This window comes from Kitasatospora sp. NPDC053057 (assembly GCF_044546945.1).
In the GTDB taxonomy this organism is placed as follows: domain Bacteria; phylum Actinomycetota; class Actinomycetes; order Streptomycetales; family Streptomycetaceae; genus Kitasatospora.
Window position 1 is genome coordinate 260,351 of sequence record NZ_JBITZP010000003.1, and the last position, 23,290, is coordinate 283,640.

The 23,290-nt window shown below is 70.8% G+C and carries 20 protein-coding genes; 3 read left to right on the forward strand and 17 right to left on the reverse strand.

From position 1 onward, the window contains the following. Positions 1-10: 10 nt before the first annotated feature. The gene (locus ACIG5E_RS05795) at positions 11-214 is read right to left on the reverse strand and encodes an EF-hand domain-containing protein (protein WP_396531713.1); all 204 of its coding nucleotides are present in this window, start codon (positions 212-214) and stop codon (positions 11-13) included. A gap of 165 nt (positions 215-379) precedes the next feature. Next, positions 380-1,975 carry an MDR family MFS transporter gene (locus ACIG5E_RS05800; protein WP_396531715.1) on the reverse strand — a complete coding sequence of 532 codons (1,596 nt, stop codon included), beginning with the start codon at positions 1,973-1,975 and terminating at the stop codon, positions 380-382. A gap of 224 nt (positions 1,976-2,199) precedes the next feature. Here ACIG5E_RS05800 and ACIG5E_RS05805 point away from each other — a divergent pair, with 224 nt between their 5' ends. Next, a complete protein-coding gene (locus tag ACIG5E_RS05805; RefSeq protein WP_396531716.1) occupies positions 2,200-2,832 on the forward strand; it encodes a TetR/AcrR family transcriptional regulator in 633 nt (210 codons plus the stop codon). 95 nt (positions 2,833-2,927) lie between these two features. Here the strand turns inward: ACIG5E_RS05805 and ACIG5E_RS05810 are convergent, their stop codons facing one another. From ACIG5E_RS05810 to ACIG5E_RS05880, 15 genes are all read right to left on the reverse strand, one after another. Beyond that, on the reverse strand, positions 2,928-5,279 hold the full coding sequence (locus ACIG5E_RS05810; RefSeq protein WP_396531717.1) for an immune inhibitor A domain-containing protein: 2,352 nt from the start codon (positions 5,277-5,279) through the stop codon (positions 2,928-2,930). A 283-nt stretch (positions 5,280-5,562) separates the two neighbouring features. Then, a complete protein-coding gene (locus ACIG5E_RS05815; protein ID WP_270146220.1) occupies positions 5,563-8,082 on the reverse strand; it encodes an ATP-dependent Clp protease ATP-binding subunit in 2,520 nt (839 codons plus the stop codon). Positions 8,083-8,748: 666 nt separating this feature from the next. Then, a complete protein-coding gene (locus tag ACIG5E_RS05820; RefSeq protein WP_030284382.1) occupies positions 8,749-9,099 on the reverse strand; it encodes an Lsr2 family protein in 351 nt (116 codons plus the stop codon). Positions 9,100-9,190: 91 nt separating this feature from the next. Beyond that, on the reverse strand, positions 9,191-9,727 hold the full coding sequence (locus ACIG5E_RS05825; protein ID WP_396531719.1) for an amino-acid N-acetyltransferase: 537 nt from the start codon (positions 9,725-9,727) through the stop codon (positions 9,191-9,193). Between the two features lie 9 nt (positions 9,728-9,736). Next, positions 9,737-10,189, reverse strand: a complete 453-nt coding sequence (locus ACIG5E_RS05830) for a BlaI/MecI/CopY family transcriptional regulator (protein WP_396531721.1) — start codon at positions 10,187-10,189, stop codon at positions 9,737-9,739. 251 nt (positions 10,190-10,440) lie between these two features. Further along, on the reverse strand, positions 10,441-11,997 hold the full coding sequence (gene lysX, locus ACIG5E_RS05835) for a bifunctional lysylphosphatidylglycerol synthetase/lysine--tRNA ligase LysX (RefSeq protein ID WP_396531723.1): 1,557 nt from the start codon (positions 11,995-11,997) through the stop codon (positions 10,441-10,443). Between the two features lie 98 nt (positions 11,998-12,095). Further along, entirely contained in the window at positions 12,096-12,845 is a 750-nt protein-coding gene (locus ACIG5E_RS05840) for a hypothetical protein (RefSeq protein WP_396531725.1), read from the reverse strand. A 95-nt stretch (positions 12,846-12,940) separates the two neighbouring features. Further along, positions 12,941-13,726, reverse strand: coding sequence for a type III pantothenate kinase (locus ACIG5E_RS05845; protein ID WP_396531727.1), 786 nt, complete (start codon positions 13,724-13,726; stop codon positions 12,941-12,943). A 59-nt stretch (positions 13,727-13,785) separates the two neighbouring features. Continuing rightward, entirely contained in the window at positions 13,786-14,754 is a 969-nt protein-coding gene (gene nadC / locus ACIG5E_RS05850; RefSeq protein ID WP_396531729.1) for a carboxylating nicotinate-nucleotide diphosphorylase, read from the reverse strand. Between the two features lie 4 nt (positions 14,755-14,758). Next, positions 14,759-16,432 carry an L-aspartate oxidase gene (locus ACIG5E_RS05855; RefSeq protein WP_396531731.1) on the reverse strand — a complete coding sequence of 558 codons (1,674 nt, stop codon included), beginning with the start codon at positions 16,430-16,432 and terminating at the stop codon, positions 14,759-14,761. A gap of 15 nt (positions 16,433-16,447) precedes the next feature. Then, the gene (gene panD / locus ACIG5E_RS05860; RefSeq protein ID WP_396531733.1) at positions 16,448-16,927 is read right to left on the reverse strand and encodes an aspartate 1-decarboxylase; all 480 of its coding nucleotides are present in this window, start codon (positions 16,925-16,927) and stop codon (positions 16,448-16,450) included. A gap of 87 nt (positions 16,928-17,014) precedes the next feature. After that, a complete protein-coding gene (gene panC, locus ACIG5E_RS05865) occupies positions 17,015-17,920 on the reverse strand; it encodes a pantoate--beta-alanine ligase (RefSeq protein ID WP_396531735.1) in 906 nt (301 codons plus the stop codon). Then, complete coding sequence (locus ACIG5E_RS05870) at positions 17,907-18,863, reverse strand: Rossmann-like and DUF2520 domain-containing protein (protein WP_396531736.1); 957 nt, start codon at positions 18,861-18,863, stop codon at positions 17,907-17,909. The genes panC and ACIG5E_RS05870 overlap by 14 nt, the downstream gene beginning before the upstream one ends. 153 nt (positions 18,864-19,016) lie before the next feature. Continuing rightward, the gene (locus ACIG5E_RS05875; protein ID WP_396531738.1) at positions 19,017-19,706 is read right to left on the reverse strand and encodes a response regulator; all 690 of its coding nucleotides are present in this window, start codon (positions 19,704-19,706) and stop codon (positions 19,017-19,019) included. Between the two features lie 20 nt (positions 19,707-19,726). Further along, complete coding sequence (locus ACIG5E_RS05880) at positions 19,727-20,920, reverse strand: sensor histidine kinase (RefSeq protein ID WP_396531906.1); 1,194 nt, start codon at positions 20,918-20,920, stop codon at positions 19,727-19,729. A gap of 182 nt (positions 20,921-21,102) precedes the next feature. On the opposite strand from ACIG5E_RS05880, the gene ACIG5E_RS05885 reads away from it, so the two are divergent. Both ACIG5E_RS05885 and ACIG5E_RS05890 read left to right on the forward strand, forming a co-directional pair. Next, a complete protein-coding gene (locus ACIG5E_RS05885; protein WP_396531740.1) occupies positions 21,103-22,119 on the forward strand; it encodes an SAM-dependent methyltransferase in 1,017 nt (338 codons plus the stop codon). Further along, a complete protein-coding gene (locus tag ACIG5E_RS05890; protein ID WP_396531741.1) occupies positions 22,116-23,285 on the forward strand; it encodes an NADH-quinone oxidoreductase subunit D in 1,170 nt (389 codons plus the stop codon). Before ACIG5E_RS05885 ends, ACIG5E_RS05890 begins: the two co-directional genes overlap by 4 nt. The last annotated feature ends 5 nt before the right edge of the window (positions 23,286-23,290 follow it).

Here is a 23,290-nt window from a genome sequence, read left to right on the forward strand (position 1 = left end):
TACCGAGTGGTCAGCGGACGAACTTGGCGAACTCCTCGTAGCTGATCTGGTTGTCGCTGTTCTCGTCGGCGAAGTCGAAGGCCTGCTTTGCGTTCGCGTCGCTGACCTTGGGGTTCTCCTGCAGGAACGTCTTCAGCTCGCCGGCGCTGATGAAGCCGTCGCCGTCGGTGTCGATCGCGTCGAACTGGGCCCGGGTGCTGGCGTTGCCGCTCATTCTGTTCCCCTTTGTTCGGTGTGGGATTTCCAACCGTTCGCATCATAGGGGATGCTTCGACGGTTTCATGCGTACTCAAATTAACAATATAAATAGCTTATTCGGTAAATAATAAATCCCCCTCCCGTGGGCGGGAGGGGGATCTACGGGCGTCGAGCCGCGACGTCAGACGGCCGCCGCCTCCAGCGAGGTCTCGGCCGGCTTCTCGCCCTTGCCGGTGCCGCGCAGCGGCACCTCGCGCAGGAACACCGCGGCGGCGATGGCGATCACGGCCACCCCCGCGCCCCACAGGAAGACGGTGTGCATGCCGTTGGACACCGCGTGGTGGTAGGCGTCCTGGATGTAGTCGGGCATCTTGCGCAGCTCGGCCGGGCTGGTCTGCCCCGGGTCCTTCGCGCCGCCCGGGGGCAGCGGCTTCCCGGCCAGCAGCTGGCCCATGGTGTCCTTCACCCGGTTGTTGAACAGCGCGCCGAACAGCGCGACGCCGAAGGAACCGCCGATGGTGCGGAACAGGGTGGCGGTGGAGCTGGCCACGCCCATGTCCTTGAGCTCGACGCTGTTCTGCGCGACCAGCATGGTGATCTGCATCAGGAAGCCCATGCCGGCGCCGAGCACGATCATCCAGCAGGCCGAGGTGAAGCTGCTGGTCGCGGTGCCCATGGTGGAGAGCAGGATCAGGCCGCCGGTCATCACGATGGTGCCGATGATCGGGAAGATCCGGTACTTGCCGGTCTTGGTGACGGTCTGGCCGACCACCAGCGAGACCACCAGCATGCCGAACATCATCGGCATCAGCAGCAGGCCGGAGTTGGTCGCCGAGGCGCCCTGGACGATCTGCTGGTAGAGCGGCAGGAAGACGGTCGAGCCGAACATCACGAAGCCGACCACGAAGCCGATGATCGAGACCAGGGTGAAGTTCAGGTTCCGGAACAGGCTCAGCGGGAGCATCGGCTCCTGCGCGCGCTGCTCGACGTAGCAGAAGGCGATCAGCGAGGCGACGGCGAGCGCGGCCAGGCCCAGGATCTCCTTGGAGCCCCAGGCGTACTGCTGGCCGCCCCAGGTGGTGATCAGCACGAGCGAGGTGATGCCGACGGTGAGCAGCACGGCGCCCGGGTAGTCGATCCGGGCGGTGTTGCGGACCTTCGGCAGCTTCAGGGTGACGATGACGACGGCGAGCGCGATCACGCCGAGCGGCAGGTTGATGTAGAAGGTCCAGTGCCAGCTCAGGTGGTCGGTGATGAAGCCGCCGACCAGCGGGCCGCCGATGGTGGCGAGGGCCATCACGGCGGCGAACATGCCCTGGTACTTGCCGCGGTCACGTGGCGGGACGAGCGCGCCCATGATCGACATGACGCCGACCATCAGACCGCCGGCGCCCAGGCCCTGCACGGCGCGGAAGCCGATCAGCTCGTTCATGTTCTGCGACAGGCCGGACAGCGCCGAACCCACCAGGAAGATCACGATCGAGGTCAGGAAGGTGCCCTTGCGGCCGTACAGGTCGCCGAGCTTGCCCCAGATCGGGGTGGAGGCGGCGGTGGCCAGGGTGTAGGCGGTGACCACCCAGGACAGGTGCTCGGCGCCGCCGAGGTCGCCGACGATGGTCGGCATCGCGGTGCCGACGATCAGGTTGTCGAGCATGGCCAGCAGCATCGTGACGACCAAGCCGACCATCACGAGGCGGATTTCGCGGGGCGACCGCGGCTGTTCCTCCTCGGCCGTCTTGTCCTCCGGTACCGGGCCGGCGGTCTTGGACTGTGACATGGGGTGGGGTCTCCCGGAGGGGTGGTTCGGACGAGCGTCGCGCCGTGTGGCGGCTCACTTACTTGTCGCCCGGCTAGTTTATCGATCGTCGGCACGGTAGGTTGTTTCCTAGCCGGTCGTCAAGCCAGTTTTAAGACCGGCCCCCTGGGCAGGGAGAATGGGCCCGGGGCGGACGCTCACCCTGGGGGTCCGCAGCAGTCACCGACGCAGTCATGAGGCAGGCCATGGGCACTCCGCACAGCCCCCGCAGCGACACCCGGGCTCGCATCATCGAGGTGTCGTTGGAGCTCTTCGCGGAGCAGGGCTACGAGCAGACCTCACTGCGCGAGATCGCCGACCGCCTGGGCGTCACCAAGGCCGCGCTCTACTACCACTTCAAGACCAAGGACGACATCGTCCTGGGCATCGTCGAGCGGATGGCCGCGCCGATCGACGAGACCATCGCATGGGGCCGCGAGCAGGAGTGGAGCCCGGACACGCGCGACGAGCTGATCCGCCGCTTCGCGGACGGGATGGCCGAGCGGGCCCCGCTGCTGCGCTTCTTCCACGAGAATCAGCCCGCGCTTCGGGAGTCCCCGGCCGGACTGGCCTTCAAGGAGCGGATCATCACCATGATGCAGCTGGTGCACGGGCCGGAGGCGAGCTTCCAGGACCGGCTGCGCGCCGCGATGGCGCTGTTCACCATGCACTCGTCGATGTTCCTGCTCCAGCAGGACGGCAAGGACAGCCTCCCTGCCGAGAACGTGTGGGGCGAGAAGGTGCCGGTGGCCGACCTGGACGAGGCGCTGGAGGCCGCCCGGACGGTCGCGCTGGAGATCGGCGACCGGATCAGCCACCCCGTCCGCGCCGCAGGCTGAGCCCCGAAAGCGTCCGGCCCGCCCCCGCGCGATGCGGGGGCGGGCCGGCGTGGGGACTTCAGTGCCGTGCGATCACGGCCTGACCGTCAGGACGATCAGTTGTCGACCGGGCGGACCCGGATCCAGGTCTCCAGGTAGTTCGCGGACTCGTTCTCGACCTCGATGCTGGTACCGGTCTTCGGCACGTCGACACCGGCGTACGGGTTGTCCTTCGACCACCAGGACTTCAGGTCGGAGAACTCGTCGACGCCCTTGGACTTCGGGATGACCGTCTCGACGTCCGCCTTGTGCAGGGTCAGCGCCGGGACGCGGCGCGAGCCGAAGGTGGAGTCGAAGCCCTGCATGCGAGGACGCATCAGGGTGCCGTCCGACCACTTCATCGGGGTCGGGTGCGAGTCGACCGGCAGGACGAGGCCGTGGCCCGGGTGGGCGCTGACGTTGTTGTCGGTCTGCGACTCGTCCCAGTACCAGATCAGCAGACCGGGCTGGTACGAGTAGTGCTCGACCCAGTTGGGCTTGGCGGCCGAGCCGAAGTTGTACGGGCCGGTCTTCAGCGTCTGGTCGAACGACACGTACTGCTTGTTCTCCGCGATGTAGTACTGCGCGTAGTCCTTGGTGTACGAGCCGCCGAAGCGGGTGAAGCCGGCGGCGGTCCAGCCGTTGTCGCCGTTCTCCACGTCGTCGCTGAACACGGTGGCGCCGTCGGCGACCACCGAGACGTTGTCCACCGCGAAGCCGCGGTAGTGCAGGCCGCCGTCGGTGGTGTTGCGGTAGCGGAACTGGATCTTCTTGCCGGCGTAGGCGTCCAGGTTGAAGGACAGGTCGCCCCAGGCGGCGGTGAGGCCGCTGAGGGCCGGGCGGCCGTTCTCCTTGGGCAGGGCGGCGCCGTTCCAGGTGCCGTCCACGACGGTCCAGGTCTTGCCACCGTCGGTGGAGACCTCGCCGAAGGCGTAGTCGAAGTCCTGCTCCAGCTCGTACCAGGCCTTGGCGTTGATGACGGCCTTGGTCTTGCCGGTCAGGTCGATGTCCCGGGTCAGCGTGACGTTCAGGTTGTCGGCGCTGCCGCTCCACCACTCGCTGTTGCCCCCGAAGGGCTTGTTGATGTCGGTGGTGATGCTCTTCTTCGGCAGGTCGACGATGAGCGCCTGCGGCAGGTCGGAGTTGTACTCCACCGGGCCGATGTGGTGCGTCGACTCGGTGCCCGCCTTGGCGCGGTCGACCTTCAGCCAGCCGAGCTGGTACTTGCTCCAGGCGTCGAGGTCGTTCGGCATGTCGCCGATGCTGTCCTTGCCCTCGCCGAGCCAGGAGCCGGAGGACATCAGCGACCAGAAGCCGACCGAGTTGTCGATGCCCTTGCCGGCGGTGTCGTAGAGGTCCGGCAGACCGAGGTCGTGGCCGTACTCGTGGGCGAAGACGCCGAGGCCGCCGTTCTCCGGCTGCATCGTGTAGTCGCCGATCCACATGCCGGTGTTGCCGACCTGGACGCCGCCGAGCTTGTTGCCGTCGGGGCCGGCCTGGCCCGTCAGGTTGCCGTAGACGTACGAGCGGTGGGCCCACAGGGCCTTGCTGCCCTGCTTGCCGCCGCCGGCCGACTTGTCCTCACCGGCGTGCACGATCTGGAAGTGGTCGATGTACCCGTCGGGCTGGTTGAAGTTCCCGTCGTGGTGCGAGCCGTAGCGGTCCCACTGGTCGTACTGGGCCAGGGTCGCCTTGATCTGCGCTTCGGTCTGACCCTTCGCCACCTGGTCCTTGTACCAGATGTCGACGGCGTCGCGGATCAGGTCCTGGGCGCTGGAGCAGACGTTGGAGCCGCAGTAGTCGGAGCCGTACCGGGCCTCGTTCCACGGCACCCGGACCCAGTCCGAGACCACGCCGTCGACCGAGTAGCGGCCCGAGGACTGCTTCTCGTAGAAGGTCTTCAGCGAGGGCTTGTCCTTGGAGAAGTACAGGTCCTGGTAGTGCTGCTGGTTGTAGTCGGCCTGCCAGGCGGTCGAGTTGTTCGTGGCGCGGTCCGGCGCCTCGATCTCGTTGTGCTTGGGGCCGGCCTCGCCGCCGTACTTGACCTTGCCGTCGGCGGTCTTGGTGGTGTTGTCGACCTGGTCGCCGAAGTCGACCAGGATCGTGAAGATCTTGTCCGTGCGCTCACGGGCGAGCTCGACGTACTTGTCCTTGCCGAGCTTCACGCTGGTGCTGCCGTTGTGCTGCTCGACCTGGGCGGTGCCGTTGAGCAGCTGCTCGGTGGCAGCCTTCTTCTCGGCGTCGACCTTGGCGGTCAGCGGGCCCGGGATGTTGTGCTCGGTGTTGACGGCCTGGACCGCGTCGGCCGGGTCCTTCGGAACCGGTGCCGAGCCGGCCGCGACGGCGCTGCTCGGGAACAGGCCCGCGCCGAGCGTGACTATGACCGCCGCCGCGGTGGTGACCGCTGCGGCCCTCCTGGTGGTCTTCAACGTTGTGACGCCCTCCCCGACCGAGCCGACTCTTGGCCAAGGCTCGGTAAACCAATATGAAAGACAGGTGGACGTCATTTGACCGAAGTGGGGCGGGAAAAGATAGACCTTGACCCTGACATGGCCACGGCGCTATGCTCGCCGATTTTCCGTCAGTTGACGGTCAGTTGGGAACCCCAGGCCCGAGCCCCGCGCGGGGAGGCGGAGGGAGGCGGAACGCACCGAGCCCCCGGCGCGAACGCCGGGGGCTCGGTGGATGTGAAGTTGTCTGTTGGATGTTGCCTTACTTCGTCAGGTCCGGACCGGACGAAGCGACCGCGGCCGGGGTGTCCGCGACGGCCGACTTCTCCTCGCCGCGGAAGGTGAACTTGGCGTCCTTGCCCTCGCCCTCCACGTCGACGACCACGATGTGGCCGGCCCGCAGCTCACCGAAGAGGATCTTCTCGGAGAGGTGGTCCTCGATCTCGCGCTGGATGGTGCGGCGCAGCGGACGGGCACCCAGGATCGGGTCGTAGCCGCGCTTGGCCAGCAGCTTCTTGGCCTCGACGCTGAGCTCCAGGCCCATGTCCTTGTCCTTGAGCCGCTCGTCCACCTTGGCGATCATCAGGTCGACGATCTGGATGATGTCGTCCTCGGACAGCTGGTGGAACACCACGATGTCGTCGACGCGGTTCAGGAACTCGGGGCGGAAGTGCTGCTTGAGCTCCTCGCCGACCTTCGCCTTCATCCGCTCGTACCCGGTCTGGGTGTCACCCGTGGCCGCGAAGCCCAGGTTGAAGCCCTTGGAGATGTCCCGGGTGCCGAGGTTGGTCGTCATGATGATGACGGTGTTCTTGAAGTCGACCACGCGGCCCTGGGAGTCGGTCAGTCGACCGTCCTCCAGGATCTGCAGCAGCGAGTTGAAGATGTCCGGGTGGGCCTTCTCGACCTCGTCGAAGAGGACGACCGAGAACGGCTTGCGGCGGACCTTCTCGGTCAGCTGGCCGCCCTCCTCGTAGCCCACGTATCCGGGCGGGGAGCCGAACAGCCGGGAGACGGTGTGCTTCTCGGAGAACTCGGACATGTCGAGCGCGATCAGCGCGTCTTCGTCGCCGAAGAGGAACTCGGCGAGCGTCTTGGACAGCTCGGTCTTACCGACGCCGGACGGGCCGGCGAAGATGAACGAACCGCCGGGACGCTTCGGGTCCTTGAGGCCCGCACGGGTGCGCCGGATGGCCTGGGAGAGCGCCTTGATGGCGTCCTTCTGGCCGATGACGCGCTTGTGCAGCTCGTCTTCCATGCGCAGCAGCCGGGAGGTCTCCTCCTCGGTCAGCTTGAAGACCGGGATGCCGGTGGCGGTGGCCAGGACCTCGGCGATGAGCTCCTCGTTGACCTCCGCGACGACGTCCATGTCGCCGGCCTTCCACTCCTTCTCGCGCTTGGCCTTGGCCTGCAGGAGCTGCTTCTCGTCGTCGCGCAGGGACGCGGCCTTCTCGAAGTCCTGCGCGTCGATCGCGCTCTCCTTCTCGCGGCGCACGTCGGCGATCTTCTCGTCGAACTCGCGCAGGTCCGGCGGCGCGGTCATCCGGCGGATGCGCATCCGGGAGCCGGCCTCGTCGATCAGGTCGATCGCCTTGTCCGGCAGGAAGCGGTCCGAGATGTACCGGTCGGCCAGGGTGGCGGCGGCGACCAGGGCGGCGTCCGTGATGGAGACCCGGTGGTGGGCCTCGTAGCGGTCGCGCAGACCCTTGAGGATCTCGATGGTGTGCGGCAGCGAGGGCTCGGCGACCTGGATCGGCTGGAAGCGGCGCTCCAGCGCGGCGTCCTTCTCCAGGTGCTTGCGGTACTCGTCCAGGGTGGTGGCACCGATGGTCTGCAGCTCGCCGCGGGCCAGCATCGGCTTGAGGATGCTGGCGGCGTCGATGGCGCCCTCGGCGGCGCCCGCGCCGACCAGGGTGTGCAGCTCGTCGATGAACAGGATGATGTCGCCGCGGGTGCGGATCTCCTTGAGCACCTTCTTCAGGCGCTCCTCGAAGTCACCGCGGTAGCGCGAGCCGGCCACCAGGGCGCCCAGGTCCAGCGTGTAGAGCTGCTTGTCCTTGAGCGTCTCCGGGACCTCGCCCTTGACGATCGCCTGCGCCAGGCCCTCGACCACGGCCGTCTTGCCGACGCCGGGCTCACCGATCAGGACCGGGTTGTTCTTGGTGCGGCGGGACAGCACCTGCATGACCCGCTCGATCTCCTTCTCGCGCCCGATGACCGGGTCGAGCTTGGCCTCGCGGGCGGCCTGGGTCAGGTTGCGCCCGAACTGGTCCAGGACCAGCGAGGTCGACGGGGTGCCCTCGGCGGGGCCGCCGGCCGTGGCCGACTCCTTGCCGCCGCTGGTCTGGTAGCCGGAGAGCAGCTGGATGACCTGCTGGCGCACCCGGTTGAGGTCGGCACCCAGCTTGACCAGGACCTGGGCGGCGACGCCCTCGCCCTCGCGGATCAGGCCGAGCAGGATGTGCTCGGTGCCGATGTAGTTGTGGCCGAGCTGCAGGGCCTCCCGGAGCGACAGCTCCAGAACCTTCTTCGCCCGGGGGGTGAAGGGAATGTGACCGGACGGGGCCTGCTGGCCCTGGCCGATGATCTCCTCGACCTGCTGGCGAACGGCCTCAAGAGAAATCCCGAGGCTCTCCAGGGCCTTGGCGGCGACGCCCTCGCCCTCGTGGATCAGACCCAGGAGGATGTGCTCGGTGCCGATGTAGTTGTGGTTGAGCATCCGGGCTTCTTCCTGAGCCAGGACGACAACCCGCCGCGCGCGGTCGGTGAACCTCTCGAACATCGTTTATCGCTCCTCAGAGCGGTCGGGCAGTTCGGGGTCCGTCCCCGCCCTGTCCTTCCGCATGCTAGTCCCGCTCAGCGGCGCGGCCCACGGATTCACTCCCCGGTAGAGGAGCGAGATGCTGCGCGACCAGCCGACACCAATCCCAACCTGATGCTGGGAATCGGTGTTCCCACAGGTGGGCCGGATGCACCGGAAACCGCTACGCCATCGGCGAACAAGAGCCGCCGGGGCGGAGCCGGACCGTCTTCGGCCGGTCGTACGTGCTGCCCCTGGACGGGTCGAAGAACCCGGCCACCTGCATTCATACCCGGTATCGGGGCGCTTCTCGCGCAGTTTCCGCGGTGGCGGTGTTCGCCTGGCGAGAAGTCGGGCCGCGGTGACGGTGGTTCAACGGCAGCCGGGGTCGGTCGTACGCCATCCCGGGGTGTCCGCGTTACCGCTTCGCTCCTACAGCGTTGCACAGCTCGTGATTGTTCCGCCGCCCGAGCCCGCCGCCCCGGCCGGTCGTTCCGGCGCGGGCCCCGGTGCCGGTGGCGCCGCGGTCCTGCGGGTGCGCACCGCGGGGCGCGGAGGTGTTCCCTCCGCGCCCCGCGCGTGTGTCGTCGGTGCCGTACGCGGCCGCCGGGGCCCCGCATCCGCTCCGGCGGGCCGGTGGCGCCGGGGTCAGGACGCGTTGGCCTTGTCGTAGGCCTCGCGGACGGTGCTCGGCACCCGGCCGCGGTCGTTGACGTCCATGCCCTGCTCCTTGGCCCACGCGCGGATCTTCGCGGTGTCGGGAGCGCTGCCGGACGGGCGCGCGGCGGTGCCGCGGCCCGGACGGCGAGCGCCGGCCAGCCGGCCGCTCTGCTTGCGGCCCTTCTCCACGTAGGGCGCCAGCAGACCGCGCAGCTTGTCCGCGTTGGCGCTCTTCAGGTCGATCTCGTAGGCAACGCCGTCGAGCGCGAACGTCACCGTCTCGTCCGCCGAACCGCCATCGAGATCGTCTTCAAGAATGACCTGCACCCTCTGTGCCACGGGCTTCCCTTTCCGCTAAACGACCCATTGCCTAAGGAAAGGAAAGCGCCTTTCTCCGGAAAACACAAACCCTTGACCGGCTCGGAGCCGCTCAGAGGTGCAGCAGCATGCGCGAGTTGCCCAGTGTGTTGGGCTTCACCCGCTCGAGGTCAAGGAACTCGGCGACACCTTCATCGTACGAGCGGAGGAGTTCTTCATAGACATCCGTAGCGATCGCCGCCGGGTCTGTCGTACCATCGTCGGTTTCCTGAACCTCTCCGATCTCGACGAAACCGTGTTTCGCGAAGAACGGCACCTCGAACGTCAAGCAGAAAATCCGACGGACGCCCAGCCAGCGGGCCGTCTGCACCAGCTTCTCCAACAGCAGATGCCCGATCCCGAAGCCCCGGCAGGACGGATCGACCGCGAGCGTGCGGACCTCGGCGAGGTCCTCCCACATCACGTGCAGGGCGCCGCAGGCCACCACCGCGCCGTTGTCGTCGCGTTCCGCGACCCAGAACTCCTGGACGGATTCGAACAGTGTGACTGTGGGCTTGTCGAGCAGAATGCCGTCGCGCGAGTAGGCGTCGATGAGCCCGCGTACGGTCCGTACGTCCGTGGTCCGCGCGCGGCGGATGGTGACCTCCATGGCCGGACGTTATCGCGTCGCGCCCGGCGCGGTCTCCCCGGTATCCGCGCCGCCGGTATCCGGGCCGTCCTCGGCGGAATCCGCGCCGGGCGGATCGGACGGGAACAGTGCCGCCACCCGCAACGCGTCCCGCAGTGCCTCGCGCTGCTCGGGGGACATCAGGCCGAAGAAGTGCACCAGGGCCGCCGCCGGATTGTCACTGGTGGCCCACGCGTCGTTCATCAGGGCCGCCGTGTACGCCTCACGCGAGGAGACCGGTTCATATCGATAGGCCCGGCCGGCCCGCTCGCGGCGCAACCAGCCCTTTCTGTGCAGCTTGTCCAGGACGGTCATCACCGTGGTGTACGCGATTTCGCGTTCCGACTGCAGATCCAGGAGAACCTCGCGGACCGTCACCGGTCGGTTCCACCGCCACACCCGGGTCATGATGGCGTTCTCAAGTTCGCCGAGTTGCCGGACCATAGTGCGGCCAGGATAGGGAGTGAATGGGGCAAATCTTGTGAAGTGCGCCAAACCGGCGCGCCGCCACCCCCGGAATCGGGAATGGCGGCGCACGGGTCGTTCAGGAGCGGCTGACGGCGTCCGTCGATCAGTCGACGTCTTCCTTGGCCTTCTGGGCCCCGCCCTGGCTGCGGATGATCGCCCGCACCAGGAATCCGAAGCCGATCGCCATGACCAGCGGCGGCACGATCGCGCTGACGTAGTCCATCAGGTCACTCCTCCTCGGTCTTCTCCGCCGGCGCGGCGGAAGCCTTCGGCTCCGGCTTCACCAGCGGGAAGAGCACGGTCTCCCGGATGTTCTTGCCGGTCAGCAGCATGATCAGGCGGTCCACGCCGAGGCCGAGGCCACCGGTCGGGGGCATCGCGTACTCCAGGGCGCGCAGGAAGTCCTCGTCCAGCTGCATCGCCTCGACGTCGCCGCCGGCCGCCAGCAGGGACTGGGCGGTGAAGCGGGCGCGCTGCTCGACCGGGTCGATCAGCTCGGAGTAGGCGGTGCCGATCTCGGTGCCGAAGATCACCAGGTCCCACTTCTCGGCCACGCCCGCGACCGAGCGGTGCTGGCGGGTCAGCGGGGAGACCTCGGTCGGGTAGTCCTTGATGAAGGTCGGCCGGACGGCGTTCTCCTCCAGCAGGCGCTCGACCATCTCCAGCACGATCTGACCGTGGCCCCAGTTCTTCTCGAACGGGATGCCGTGCTCGGTGGCCAGCTTGCGCAGCTCCTCGACGCCGGTCTCGGGGGTGACCTCGACGCCCAGGTGGGCGGAGATGCCCGGGTAGACGCTGACCTCCTCCCACGGCTCGGCCAGGTCGATCTCGTGCTCCACGCCGTGCGCGTCCACGCCCTTGATCACGGTGGTGCCCAGGGCGTCCCGGGCGGCGTTGACGATCGTCTCGCGGATCAGCTCGGCCTGGGTGTCGTAGTCGCCGTAGGCCTCGTACGACTCCAGCGAGGTGAACTCCGGGTTGTGGGTGGCGTCCGCGCCCTCGTTGCGGAAGTTGCGGTTGATCTCGAAGACCTTCTCGGCGCCGCCGACCACCAGCCGCTTGAGGTACAGCTCGGGGGCGATGCGCATGTACAGGTCGATGTCGTACGCGTTGATGTGCGTCTTGAACGGACGGGCGTTGGCGCCGCCGTGCACGGGCTGCAGCATCGGGGTCTCGACCTCGATGTAGCCGCGGTCCTCGTAGGTGCGGCGGATCGAGCGGACGACCTTGCTGCGCAGGTGCAGGATCTCGCGGGCCTCGGGGTTCACGATCAGGTCGAGGTAGCGCTGGCGGACCCGGGCCTCCGGGTCGGTCAGGCCCTTGTGCTTGTCCGGCAGCGGGCGCAGGCACTTGGCGGTGAGCTCCCAGCGGTCCACCATCACCGACAGCTCGCCGCGCTTGGAGGTGATCACCTCGCCCTCGACGCCGACCTGGTCGCCGAGGTCGATGTCGGACTTCCAGGCCGCCAGCCGCTCGGGGCCGAGCTTGTCCAGGGAGAACATCACCTGGAGGTCGCCGGTGCCGTCGCGCAGGGTCGCGAAGCAGAGCTTGCCACCGGTGCGGGAGAGGATCACCCGGCCGGTGATGCCGGCGCGCTCACCGGTCGCGGTGTCGGGTTCGAGGTCCGGGTGCTTGGCGCGCAGGTCGGCGATGGTGCTGGTGCGGGGGAATCCGACCGGGTACGGGTCGACGCCGGCCGCCCGGAGCCGGTCCAGCTTCTCGCGCCGGACGCGCATCTGCTCGGGAAGGTCGTCGGTCGCGGGAATAAGGCTCTGATCGCTCACCCCACAAGGGTAGCCAGCCGTACACCGTGCTCCGCGACCGGATGACGCGTGAGGGGAGGCCGTCGGGTCGACGGCCTCCCCTCCGGGGGTCGGGCGGCTCAGCCGGTGCCGGTGCGCAGTTCGATCTCGTCCGGGGTCTCCTCGGCCGGCTCGGCCGGGCGGGCCGGGGGCTTGGGGCGGCGGCCGAAGAGTTCGGCCGGGGTGGGCATCCGGTGCGGGCGGGGCGGGGTCGGCGTGGCGGCGGGCTGCTCCGGGCGGGAGTCCCGGGAGTCGTTGCTGCTCATCGTGGTCCGTCCTCCTACAGGGGTGGGGTGACTGCTCGGGGGTGCGGCGGGGTTCGGTACGGCTACCAGGTGGCGCGGGTGCCCGGCGGTGAGCGCGAGCCGTTCGCGCACGGCGGCCTCGGCCAGCGCGTGGCAGCGCCCGGCCAGCCGGGAGCGGCGGGCCCGTTCGCCGTGGCCGCAGGGCTGGCGGGTCAGCCCGCGCAGTGCGGTGAGGTCCTCGGGGCCGGGCAGGTAGCCGTCGGTCACGGCCTCCTCCAGCCGCTCCAGGTAGCCGGGGGCGCTGCCGGGCAGGGCGGAGCGGTAGCGGCCGAGGTCGGCGAGCAGGAAGGCGCGCAGCCGGCCGCCCTCCTGGACGGCCTCGTCGATCGCCTCGGTCAGGCGCAGGGCTTCCTGGACGTCCTCCGCCCACAGCTCGGCGCCCGGCCCGGCGAACGCCGTCCGGTCGGGCCCCTGGAGGTGGACGGGGACGGCGGGGTGCAGGGCTTGGGCGAGGGCTCGGCGCAGCACGCGGACTTCGTCGGCGCTGAAGGCCATGCCGCCGCGCGATCCGTGTGGCGTAGGCATGGGTTGACACTACGTGAGGAATATCCGATTTGTCGGTAACGTCACGCGGAATTCCGCACGATCGGCCCGACGGAACCAGGGCCCGTCCTCGCCGGTCAGCTGGGCCGGTTGCGCTCGTACACCAGGCGCAGGCCGATCAGGGTCAGCCAGGGCTCGTGGACGTCGATGGTGGTGGCCTCGCCGAGGACCAGGGGGGCGAGGCCGCCGGTGGCGATCACCTGGACGTCGTCCGGGTCCTTGGCCAGCTCCCGGGCCATCCGCTCGACCAGGCCGTCGACCTGTCCGGCGAAGCCGTAGAGGATGCCGGACTGCATGCCCTCGACGGTGTTCTTGCCGATCACGTTGCGCGGGCGGGCCAGCTCGATCTTGCGCAGCTGGGCGCCGCGGACGCCGAGCGCCTCGACCGAGATCTCGATGCCGGGGGCGATCGCGCCGCCGACGTAGTCGCCGCGGGCGTTGACGGCGTCGAAGGTGGTCGCGGTGCCGAAGTCGACCACGATGCACGGGCCGCCGTACAGGTGGTTGGCGGCCAGCGCGTTGACGATCCGGTCGGCGCCGACCTCCTTGGGGTTGTCCATCAGGACGTGCACCCCGGTCTTCACGCCGGGCTCCACGATCACCGCGGGGACGTCGCCGTAGTAACGGCGGGTCACCTCGCGGAGCTCGTGGAGCACGGCGGGAACGGAGGAGCAGATCGCCAGGCCCTCCACCTTGGCCTCCCGGACCGCGTTGTGGTTGCCCATCAACCCCTGCAGCAGCACCGCCAGTTCATCGGCCGTGCGGCGCGGATCGGTGGAGATCCGCCAGTGTTCCACCACTTCCTCGCCGTCGAACAGGCCGAGCGTGGTCTGGGTGTTGCCGACGTCGATGGTGAGGAGCACGGGGACGCTTTCTGCGAGTCGGGACGGGGCCGGGGCAGGGACTGCTCTCGACCTGACGGTCAGGCGCGCAGGTCCAGGCCGATGTCCAGGACCGGCGAGGAGTGGGTCAGCGCGCCCACGGCCAGGTAGTCGACACCAGTCTGGGCGACCTCGCGCGCGCCGGCCAGGGTGAGTCCGCCGGAGGCCTCCAGCTTCGCCCGGCCGGCCACCAGCGCGACGGCCTCCTTCAGCTGCTCGACGGTGAAGTTGTCCAGCAGGATCAGGTCCGCCCCGGCGTCCAGCACCGGCGCGATCTGCTCCAGGGCGTCCACCTCGACCTCGACCGGCAGCTCCGGGTACGCGGCCCGGACGGCCCGGAAGGCCTCGGCCACGCCGCCGGCCGCCACCACGTGGTTGTCCTTCACCAGGGCGGCGTCCGAGAGCGCCATCCGGTGGTTGGCGCCGCCGCCGCAGCGCACCGCGAACTTCTCCAGCGCGCGCAGGCCAGGGGTGGTCTTGCGGGTGTCCCGGACGACCGCGCCGGTGCCCTCCAGGGCGTCCGCCCAGGCCCGGGTCGCGGTGGCGATGCCGGACAGGTGGCAGAGCAGGTTGAGCGCGCTGCGCTCGGCGGTCAGCAGGTCGCGGGTGCGGGACCGGACGGACAGCAGCACCTGGCCGGCCTCCACCCGGTCGCCGTCCTCGACGTGCCGCTCGACCTCGAAATCCTCCTCGCAGACCAGCGAGACGACGGCCTCGGCGACCCGCAGACCGGCGACCACGCCGGCCTGGCGGGCGGTGAAGTCGGCGGTCGCGACGGCGTCGGCGGGCACGGTGGCCACCGAGGTGACGTCCTCGCCGCCGGCCAGGTCCTCGGCCAGCGCCAGGGTGGCGATGTCCTCGACCTCGATCGGGTCCAGCCCGGCCTGCTCCAGCAGCTCGGCGAGCTGCGGGTCCAGGCCGGTCTCGTAGCCCTCGCCGTCCCCGCAGGCGCAGCCGTCGCCGCAGCCGCCCTGGTCGGCCAGGGGGAGTTCCTCGTGGGAGTGGGTCATGGTTCTACTGCTCCTCAGGGGTGCTGACGGGGTCGCCGGAGGCGGCGAGGGTGGTGATCAGGTGGCGCCGCCAGTGGGCGTCGTCGCGCTCGGGGAAGTCCTCGCGCCAGTGGCAGCCGCGGGTCTCCTCGCGCTGTGCGGCGGCCGCGACCAGGGCGGTGGCGACCAGCAGCAGGTTGGCGGCCTCCCAGGTCTCCACCCGGGGGTCGGCCGGCTTCTCCTCGGCCACGTGCGAGTGGGCCTGCTCGGCGATCAGGGCGAGCCCGGCCGCGGTGCCGGCCATCGAGGCGGCCGAGCGCAGCACGCCCGTACCGCGCGACATCAGCCGCTGGATCTCGGCCCGCGCCTCGGACGGCGGCAGCGGCACCGGCCGGGCGGCCCGGGCGGCGGCGACGTCCACCGTGCGCTCGGGCAGCTCGCCGGCCGCGTGCAGGCCGGCCAGGTCGGCGGCGATCCGCTCGGCGAAGACCAGGCCCTCCAGCAGCGAGTTGGAGGCCAGGCGGTTGGCGCCGTGCACCCCGGTGCAGGCGACCTCGCCGCAGGCGTACAGGCCCGGGACGCTGGTGCGGCCCCGCCGGTCGGTCCGGACGCCGCCGGAGGCGTAGTGCGCGGCCGGGGCGACCGGGATCGGCGCGGTGACCGGGTCGATGCCGTGCGCGCGGCAGGAGGCGAGGATGGTCGGGAAGCGGTGCTCCCACATCTCGGCGCCGAAGTGCCGCCCGTCCAGGAACATGTGCTCGGCGCCCTGCTCCTGCATGCGCCGGGTGATCGCCTTGGCGACGATGTCGCGCGGGGCCAGCTCGGCCAGCTCGTGCTGCCCGACCATGAAGCGGACGCCGTCGGCGTCCACCAGGTGGGCGCCCTCGCCGCGCACCGCCTCGGAGACCAGCGGCTGCTGGCCCTCGGCCTCCGGGCCGAGCCAGAGCACGGTGGGGTGGAACTGGACGAACTCCAGGTCGGTGACGGCGGCGCCGGCCCGCAGCGCCAGCGCCACGCCGTCGCCGGTGGAGACCGCCGGGTTGGTGGTGGCGGAGAACACCTGGCCCATGCCGCCGGTGGCGAGCACCACCGCGCGGGCGCGGACGGCGCCGACGCCGTCCCGCTGGCCCTCGCCCATCACGTGCAGGGTCAGCCCGGCGGCGTGGCCCTCGGCGTCGGTCAGCAGGTCGAGGACGAGCGCGTGCTCGATCAGCTCGATCTCCGGGTCGGTGCGGACGGCGGCGACCAGGGCGCGGGATATCTCGGCGCCGGTGGCGTCCCCGCCCGCGTGGACGATCCGGTCGCGGTGGTGGCCGCCCTCCCGGGTCAGCAGGATCTCGCCGTCCTCGCCCCGGTCGAACAGGGCGCCGGTGGCGATCAGCCGGCGGACGGCGCCCGGGCCCTCGGTGACCAGGGTGCGGACGGCCTCCTCGTCGCAGACCCCGGCACCGGCCACCAGAGTGTCGTCCAGGTGCTGCTCGGGGGTGTCCCCCTCGCCCAGGGCGGCCGCGACGCCGCCCTGGGCCCAGCGGGTCGAGCCCTCGTCCAGCATCGCCTTGGTGACCACCATGGCCCGCAGGCCGGCCTTGCGGACGTTGAGGGCGACGGTGAGACCGGCCACCCCGGAGCCGACCACGACCACGTCGGTGGTGGCGGTCCAACCGGGGGTCGGGGCGGCGAGGCGATGCGTAACGGACATGGCTCAGTGGCTCCTTCAGCGCGTGGCCGCGGTGGCCGCGCCGTCTTCGCCACGGTACGCGCCCCCGGCCTGACGGCCGGGAGGTGCCCCCAGGTCACCGCGCAGCAGTCCGGTGCCCTCCTGGGCCTCGGCCGGGTCCCCGCCGAGGCCGGTGATCCGGTTGTGCTCGTCCACGAAGACGACCTTCGGCTCGTAGCCCTTGGCCTCGGCCGTGTCCATCTGCCCGTAGGCGATGAGTATGACCAGGTCGCCCGGGTGGACCAGGCGGGCGGCGGCGCCGTTGATGCCGATCACGCCGGTGCCGCGCGGGCCGGCGATCGTGTAGGTCTCCAGCCGGGCGCCGTTGTTGATGTCGACGATGTGGACCAGCTCGCCGGGGAGCAGGTCGGCGGCGTCGAGCAGGTCCTCGTCCACCGTGACGGAGCCGACGTAGTGCAGGTCGGCCTGGGTCACGGTGGCCCGGTGGATCTTGGACTTGAGCATGGTGCGGAGCATGTGGTCACGCCTCCTGTGAGTGCATGCCTGAAGGGGGGTTCTTGCTTCCGGTACTACCGGACGATTCTGTGCTTGACGGTCATCCGCCTAGCGGCAGATGACGTGGACGTTGTCGATCAGGCGGGTCGAGCCCACCTTCGCGGCGACGGCCAGCACCGCCTCGCCCTGGAAGTCGTCCGCCGCCTCCGAGAAGTCGTGCGGGTCGATCAGGGCGAGGTAGTCAAGGGTGACACCCTCGGCGCCGTCCAGGACGGCCGAGGCGGCCTCGCGCACGGCCTTCGGGCCCTGGGCGGCGACGTCCCGGCCGGCGAACAGGGCCCGGGACAGGGCGAGGGCGTGGCCGCGCTCCTCCTCGGAGAGGTAGCGGTTGCGCGAGGACAGCGCCAGGCCGTCCTCCTCGCGGACGGTCGGCACGCCGACGATCTCGACGTCGAAGTCCAGGTCGGCGACCATCCGCTGGATGACCGCCAGCTGCTGGGCGTCCTTCTGGCCGAAGAAGGCGAAGTCAGGGTCGGTGATGTGCAGCAGCTTGGCGACGACGGTCAGCACGCCGTCGAAGTGGCCGGGCCGGGTGGCGCCCTCGAAGCGGTCGCCCATCGGGCCGGCCGCCAGGCGCACCTGCGGCTCACCGTTCGGGTAGACCTCCTCCACGGAGGGCGCGAAGACCACGTCGGCGCCGTTCTCCTCGGCCAGCCTCACGTCGTCGTCGAGGGTGCGCGGGTAGCGCTCCAGGTCCTCGGACGGGCCGAACTGCAGCGGGTTGACGAAGACCGTCACCGCCACCCGGCCGTCCCGGCCGACCTGCTTGCGGGCGGCCCGGATCAGCGCGGCGTGGCCCTCGTGCAGGGCGCCCATGGTCATCACCACGGCGTTGTCCACCGGCTGCTCGTCCGGCCAGAACGCGGCCTCGAAGTCGTCCACGGTGCGGGTGACGACGGCCCGGTGGACCTTCGGCGTTCGCTGGGGCTTGTTCGGCTGCTTACCGCGTGCCATCTGGCTTCTCCTCGTTCAGTACGTCCAGCAGCGCCGCCGCCGACGCGTCGTCGATCGTCCCGTTGGCGAGCGCCCGCTGCGCGGTGGCGCGGGCCATCGCCCGGTAGGCCGCCGGGATGTCCGGGGACACCGTACTGAGCTGCGCCAGATGGCGCCGCACGGTGCCCGCGTCGCCCCGGGCGACCGGGCCGGTGAGGGCCGCGTCGCCGGAGCGCAGGCTGTTGTCCAGGGCGGCGCCGAGCAGCGGGCCGAGCATCCGGCCGGGCTCGGCGACACCGGCCGTGCGCAGCAGCTCGATGGCCTGGGCGACCAGGGTGACCAGGTGGTTCGCGCCGTGCGCGAGGGCGGTGTGGTAGAGCGGGCGGACCTCCTCGGGCACCCACTCGGGCTCGCCGCCCATCTCCACCACCAGGGCCTCGGCGACCGGCCGCAGCTCCTCGGGGGCGGTCACGCCGAACGGGCAGCCGGCCAGCCGGGCCAGGTCGACGGAGGTGCCGGTGAAGGTCATCGCCGGGTGCAGGGCCAGCGGCAGCGCCCCGGCCCGGGTGGCGGGCTCCAGGATGCCGACGCCGTGCGCGCCGGAGGTGTGCACCAGCAGCTGGCCGGGGCGGACGGCGCCGGTGGCGGCCAGGCCGGTCACCAGGTCGGCCAGCGCGTCGTCCGGGACGGTCAGTAGGACCAGGTCGGCGGCGGCCATGACCTGCGGCGGGGTGACGATCCGCACGCCCGGCAGCAGCGTGTCGGCGCGGCGCCGGGAGGCGGCGGACACCCCGGAGGCGGCGACCACGGTGTGCCCGGCGAGCTGCAGCGCGGCGCCCAGCGCCGGGCCGACCCGGCCGGTGCCGAGCACACCGACCGCGAGCCGGGCCGGACGGCTGGCGGGGTCGCTGGGATCACCGAGCGGTGCGAACTCGGCGAAGTCACCGAAGTCGGACGAACTCATGCGCCCACCTCGCTGCGCTCGGCAGGGGCATTCGCCCACACGCACCTCTTGATGGTTCGCTCGCTGCGCTCGCTCACGCGCCCACCCTTGCCCTGAATGACCGTTCCAGTCCTCAAACGGGTACCGGACGTACCGCCCCAGTGTACGGGCGCGTCAGTCCGCCGCCCCGGCCCGGATCAGTCCGGCCTCGTAGGCCAGCACCACGGCCTGGACCCGGTCGCGCAGCCCCAGCTTGGCCAGGATCCGGCCGACGTGGGTCTTCACGGTGGCCTCGGAGAGCACCAGCCGGGCCGCGATCTCGCCGTTCGACAGCCCCTGGGCGACCAGCAGGAACACCTCCCGCTCGCGCTCGGTCAGCCGGCCGAGGACGTCCGAGCCGGGCGCGCTCTGCGGGGTGGGCAGCACCTCGGCGAAGCGGTCGATCATCCGGCGGGTGGTGGTCGGGGCGACCACGGCGTCCCCGCCGTGCACCGCGCGGATCGCGGCCACCAGCTCGGTCGGCGGGACGTCCTTGAGCAGGAAGCCGCTGGCCCCGGCCTTGAGCGCGGCGAAGGCGTACTCGTCCAGGTCGAAGGTGGTGAGGATGAGCACGTGCGGGGCGTTCGGCAGCGGGCTGCCGTCCGCGGCCAGGCAGATCCGGCGGGTCGCCTGCACCCCGTCCAGGCGCGGCATCCGGACGTCCATCAGGATCACGTCCACCGGCGTGTGCCGCAGCAGCTCCAGGGCCTGGGCGCCGTCGCCCGCCTCGGCGGCGATCTCGATGTCGCCCTGCGACTGGAGGATCATCCGGAAGCCGGTGCGCAGCAGCTCCTGGTCGTCGACGAGCATCACGCGGATGGTCAAAGGGGGCTCCTAAGAGGGGGTTAGTGCGCCGCCTTGAGCGGGAGGACGGCGCGGATCCGGAAGCCGCCGCCGGGGCGGGGGCCCACGTCGAGGCTGCCGCTGACCATGCCGACCCGCTCGCGCATGCCGATCAGGCCGTGGCCCAGACCGTCCGCGCCGCCGGCGGCCAGTTGTTCGTCGGTGCTGCCGCGGCCGTCGTCCTCCACCAGGACGGCCAGCTCGCGTTCACCGAAGTCGACCGCGACCCGGGCGTGGGCGTCGGGGCCACCGTGCTTGCGGACGTTGGTCAGCGCCTCCTGGACGATCCGGTAGACCGTCAGCTCGACGCCGCGCGGCAGCTCGCGCGGGTGCCCGGAGGTCGCGTAGTCCACCGCCAGCCCGGCCGTCCGGACCTGCTCCAGGAGGTCCGGCAGCTCCTCGACGCCCGGCTGCGGGACGTACTCCTCGGCGGTGTCGGCGGTGCGCAGCACGCCCAGCAGGCGGCGCATCTCGACCAGGGCCTGCCGTCCGGTGGAGGCGATCGTGCCGAGCGCCTCCTTCGCCTGCTGCGGGGAGTTGTCGAGCACGTAGGCGGCGCCGTCGGCCTGGACGATCATCACCGAGACGTTGTGCGCGACCACGTCGTGCAGCTCGCGGGCGATCCGGGCCCGTTCGGCCGCGACCGCCACCTTGGACTGGGCGTCCCGCTCGCGCTCCAGCCGGGCCGCGCGGTCCTCCAGCTCGGTCAGGTAGGCACGGCGCACCCGGGTCAGCCGGCCCCAGGCCCAGCAGAGGATGAACGGGGTGCTCATCAGGACGGTGATCAGCACCGCCTCGCCGAGGCCGTACGGACGGGAGACGTAGATCCCGGTGTGGTCGGCGGAGGTCTTCATCGGCTGCATCCGCCAGAACACCAGCGGCCCGGCGGAGAGCCCGGCGAGCAGCGCGAGCCGGGAGGTCCACTTCTGGCCGAAGGCGGCGCCGGTGTAGGCGAAGACCAGGTAGGCGATGGAGGAGGCGCCCGGGTCGATGTCGGCGGCCACCTGGCCGACGGCGACGCCGGCGGCGGCCGCGACGGTGACGTCGGGGAAGCGCCGGCGGAAGACCATCAGCAGCGGCAGCAGCACCGCGACCAGGATCGCGGAGTCGAGCCGCCAGCCGGTGTCGGGGAGGTTGTCGCCCGGCAGCAGGCCGAGGAAGAGCACGATCGACGCCCAGGCGGCGTCGACCACCATGGGGTGACGGCGGAGCCAGGCGTTGAGTCGATGCACCTCTCCAGCCTAGGCAGTCGTGCGAGGTGCCCAGGTCCGCCGGTAGGGCGATCCGTCCTACTCCGTAGGTCGGAGACGTCCCGGTTCCGGTTGGGAGGCCCCCGCTTCTATCAGAGAGGCCCGGAGGCCCGGTAGCGTCCCGCCCCATGACTTGGATGCGGTGGGCGCCCGCCATGGAACGGGCCCTGTACGACCCGGACGGCGGTTTCTACCGCAGGCCGGAGGGCCCGGCCGGGCACTTCCGCACCTCGGTGCACGCCTCGCCCAGGTTCGCCCGTGCGGTGGCCCGGCTGCTGCTGGAGGTTGACGAGGCCCTCGGCCGTCCGGAGGAGCTGGCCCTGGTCGACGTCGGGGCCGGGCGCGGGGAACTGCTGACCGGCGTGCTGGCCGAACTGCCCGGCGAGGTGCTCGCCCGGCTGCGCCCGTACGGCGTGGAGCTCGCGGAGCGGCCCGACGGCCTTTCGTCCACAGCCCTGTGGACGACGGAGCCGCCGCGCGGCGTGACCGGGCTGCTGTTCGCCAACGAGTGGCTGGACAACGTGCCGCTGGACGCCGGGGAGGTGGACGAGGACGGGGTGCTGCGCTACGTCGAGGTGGACACCGCGACCGGTGAGGAGCGGTTCGGTGAGCCGGTCTCGGCGGCGGACGCGGCCTGGGCCGAGCGCTGGTGGCCGGTCGAGCACCCCGGGGACTTCGTGGAGTTCGGCGGGCCCCGGGACGCCGCCTGGGCGCGGGCCGTGGCCGGGCTGGAGCGCGGACTGGCCGTCGCCGTCGACTACGGGCACACGGCGAACCGGCGACCGTTCTTCGGCACCCACGCGGGCTTCCGGGAGGGCCGGGAGGTGGCCCCGGTGCCGGACGGCTCCTGCGACGTGACCGCGCACGTCGCGCTGGACTCCATCGCCGTGCCCGGTCTCCACAGCCTGTGGACAACCCAGCGCGAGGCCCTGCGCGCGCTCGGGGTCAGCGGCGGGCGCCCGCCGCTGACGCTGGCCTCCACCGACCCGGCGGCGTACCTGCGGGCGCTGAGTGGCGCGGGGGAGGGGGCCGAGCTCACCGACCCGGCGGGGCTGGGCGGCTTCGGGTGGGTCTTGCAGGCCGTCCGCATGCCGGTACCGGAAAGCTTGGAGCCTCTGCCGGGATGGCAGACTCTGGGGTCATGAGGGAGACCACGGTCGGCATCGGGGCGGGAGCCGAGAACTTCACCGGCGAGGCGGGCACCACCGACATGGTGCTCAACATCGGCCCGCAGCACCCGGCCACCCACGGCGTGCTGCGCCTGCGCCTGTTGCTCGACGGCGAGCGGATCGTCACCGCCGAGCCGGTGATCGGCTACATGCACCGGGGCGCGGAGAAGCTGTTCGAGGCCCGCGACTACCGGCAGATCATCATGCTGGCCAACCGGCACGACTGGCTCTCCGCCTTCTCCAACGAACTCGGCGTCGTGCTCGGCGTCGAGCGGATGCTCGGCATGGAGGTCCCCGAGCGGGCGGTGTGGCTCCGCACCCTGCTCGCCGAGCTCAACCGGGTGCTCAACCACCTGATGTTCCTCGGCTCCTACCCGCTGGAACTGGGCGGGATCACCCCGATCTTCCACGCCTTCACCGGCCGCGAGGACCTCCAGCACGTGCTGGAGGAGGCCTCCGGCGGCCGGATGCACTACATGTTCAACCGGGTCGGCGGCCTCAAGGAGGACCTCCCGGCCGGCTGGCTCGGCCGGGTCCGCACCGCCGTCGCCACCGTCCGCTCGCAGATGCCGGTCTTCGAGGACCTCGTCCTCGGCAACGACATCTTCCGCGCCCGCACCGCCGGCGTCGGCGTCCTCACCAGGGCCCAGGCTGAGGCGTACGGGGTCAGCGGCCCGATCGCCCGGGCCAGCGGCCTCGACCTCGACCTGCGCCGCGACGAGCCCTACCTCGCGTACGGCTCCGAGGAACTGCGGCAGGTGCTCACCGTGGTCACCCGCGAGGAGGGCGACTGCCTGGCCCGCTTCGAGTGCCTGCTGGAGCAGACCCTCAACGCGCTGGACCTCGCCGACGCCTGCCTCGACAAGATCGCCACCCTGCCGCCCGGCCCGGTCAACCAGCGGCTGCCCAAGGTGCTCAAGGCACCCGAGGGCAGCACCTACGCGTGGACCGAGAACCCGCTCGGGATCAACGGCTACTACCTGGTCTCGCGCGGTGACAAGACGCCGTGGCGGCTCAAGCTGCGCTCGGCGTCCTTCAACAACATCCAGGCGCTGACCGAGCTGCTGCCGGGGACGCTGGTGGCGGACATGGTGGCGATCCTGGGGTCGATGTTCTTCGTGGTCGGGGACATCGACAAGTAGGACTC

Coding starts and splice junctions, on each gene's coding strand:
- ACIG5E_RS05855 (WP_396531731.1), bottom strand. CDS start 16,432: ATGTCCGTTACGCATCGCCTCGCCGCCCCGACCCCCGGTTGGACCGCC.
- ACIG5E_RS05795 (WP_396531713.1), bottom strand. CDS start 214: ATGAGCGGCAACGCCAGCACCCGGGCCCAGTTCGACGCGATCGACACC.
- panC (WP_396531735.1), bottom strand. CDS start 17,920: ATGGCACGCGGTAAGCAGCCGAACAAGCCCCAGCGAACGCCGAAGGTC.
- nadC (WP_396531729.1), bottom strand. CDS start 14,754: ATGACCCACTCCCACGAGGAACTCCCCCTGGCCGACCAGGGCGGCTGC.
- ACIG5E_RS05800 (WP_396531715.1), bottom strand. CDS start 1,975: ATGTCACAGTCCAAGACCGCCGGCCCGGTACCGGAGGACAAGACGGCC.
- ACIG5E_RS05890 (WP_396531741.1), top strand. CDS start 22,116: ATGAGGGAGACCACGGTCGGCATCGGGGCGGGAGCCGAGAACTTCACC.
- panD (WP_396531733.1), bottom strand. CDS start 16,927: ATGCTCCGCACCATGCTCAAGTCCAAGATCCACCGGGCCACCGTGACC.
- ACIG5E_RS05825 (WP_396531719.1), bottom strand. CDS start 9,727: ATGGAGGTCACCATCCGCCGCGCGCGGACCACGGACGTACGGACCGTA.
- ACIG5E_RS05870 (WP_396531736.1), bottom strand. CDS start 18,863: ATGAGTTCGTCCGACTTCGGTGACTTCGCCGAGTTCGCACCGCTCGGT.
- ACIG5E_RS05830 (WP_396531721.1), bottom strand. CDS start 10,189: ATGGTCCGGCAACTCGGCGAACTTGAGAACGCCATCATGACCCGGGTG.
- ACIG5E_RS05815 (WP_270146220.1), bottom strand. CDS start 8,082: ATGTTCGAGAGGTTCACCGACCGCGCGCGGCGGGTTGTCGTCCTGGCT.
- ACIG5E_RS05805 (WP_396531716.1), top strand. CDS start 2,200: ATGGGCACTCCGCACAGCCCCCGCAGCGACACCCGGGCTCGCATCATC.
- ACIG5E_RS05880 (WP_396531906.1), bottom strand. CDS start 20,920: ATGGTGGTCGACGCCGCCTGGGCGTCGATCGTGCTCTTCCTCGGCCTG.
- ACIG5E_RS05840 (WP_396531725.1), bottom strand. CDS start 12,845: ATGCCTACGCCACACGGATCGCGCGGCGGCATGGCCTTCAGCGCCGAC.
- ACIG5E_RS05885 (WP_396531740.1), top strand. CDS start 21,103: ATGACTTGGATGCGGTGGGCGCCCGCCATGGAACGGGCCCTGTACGAC.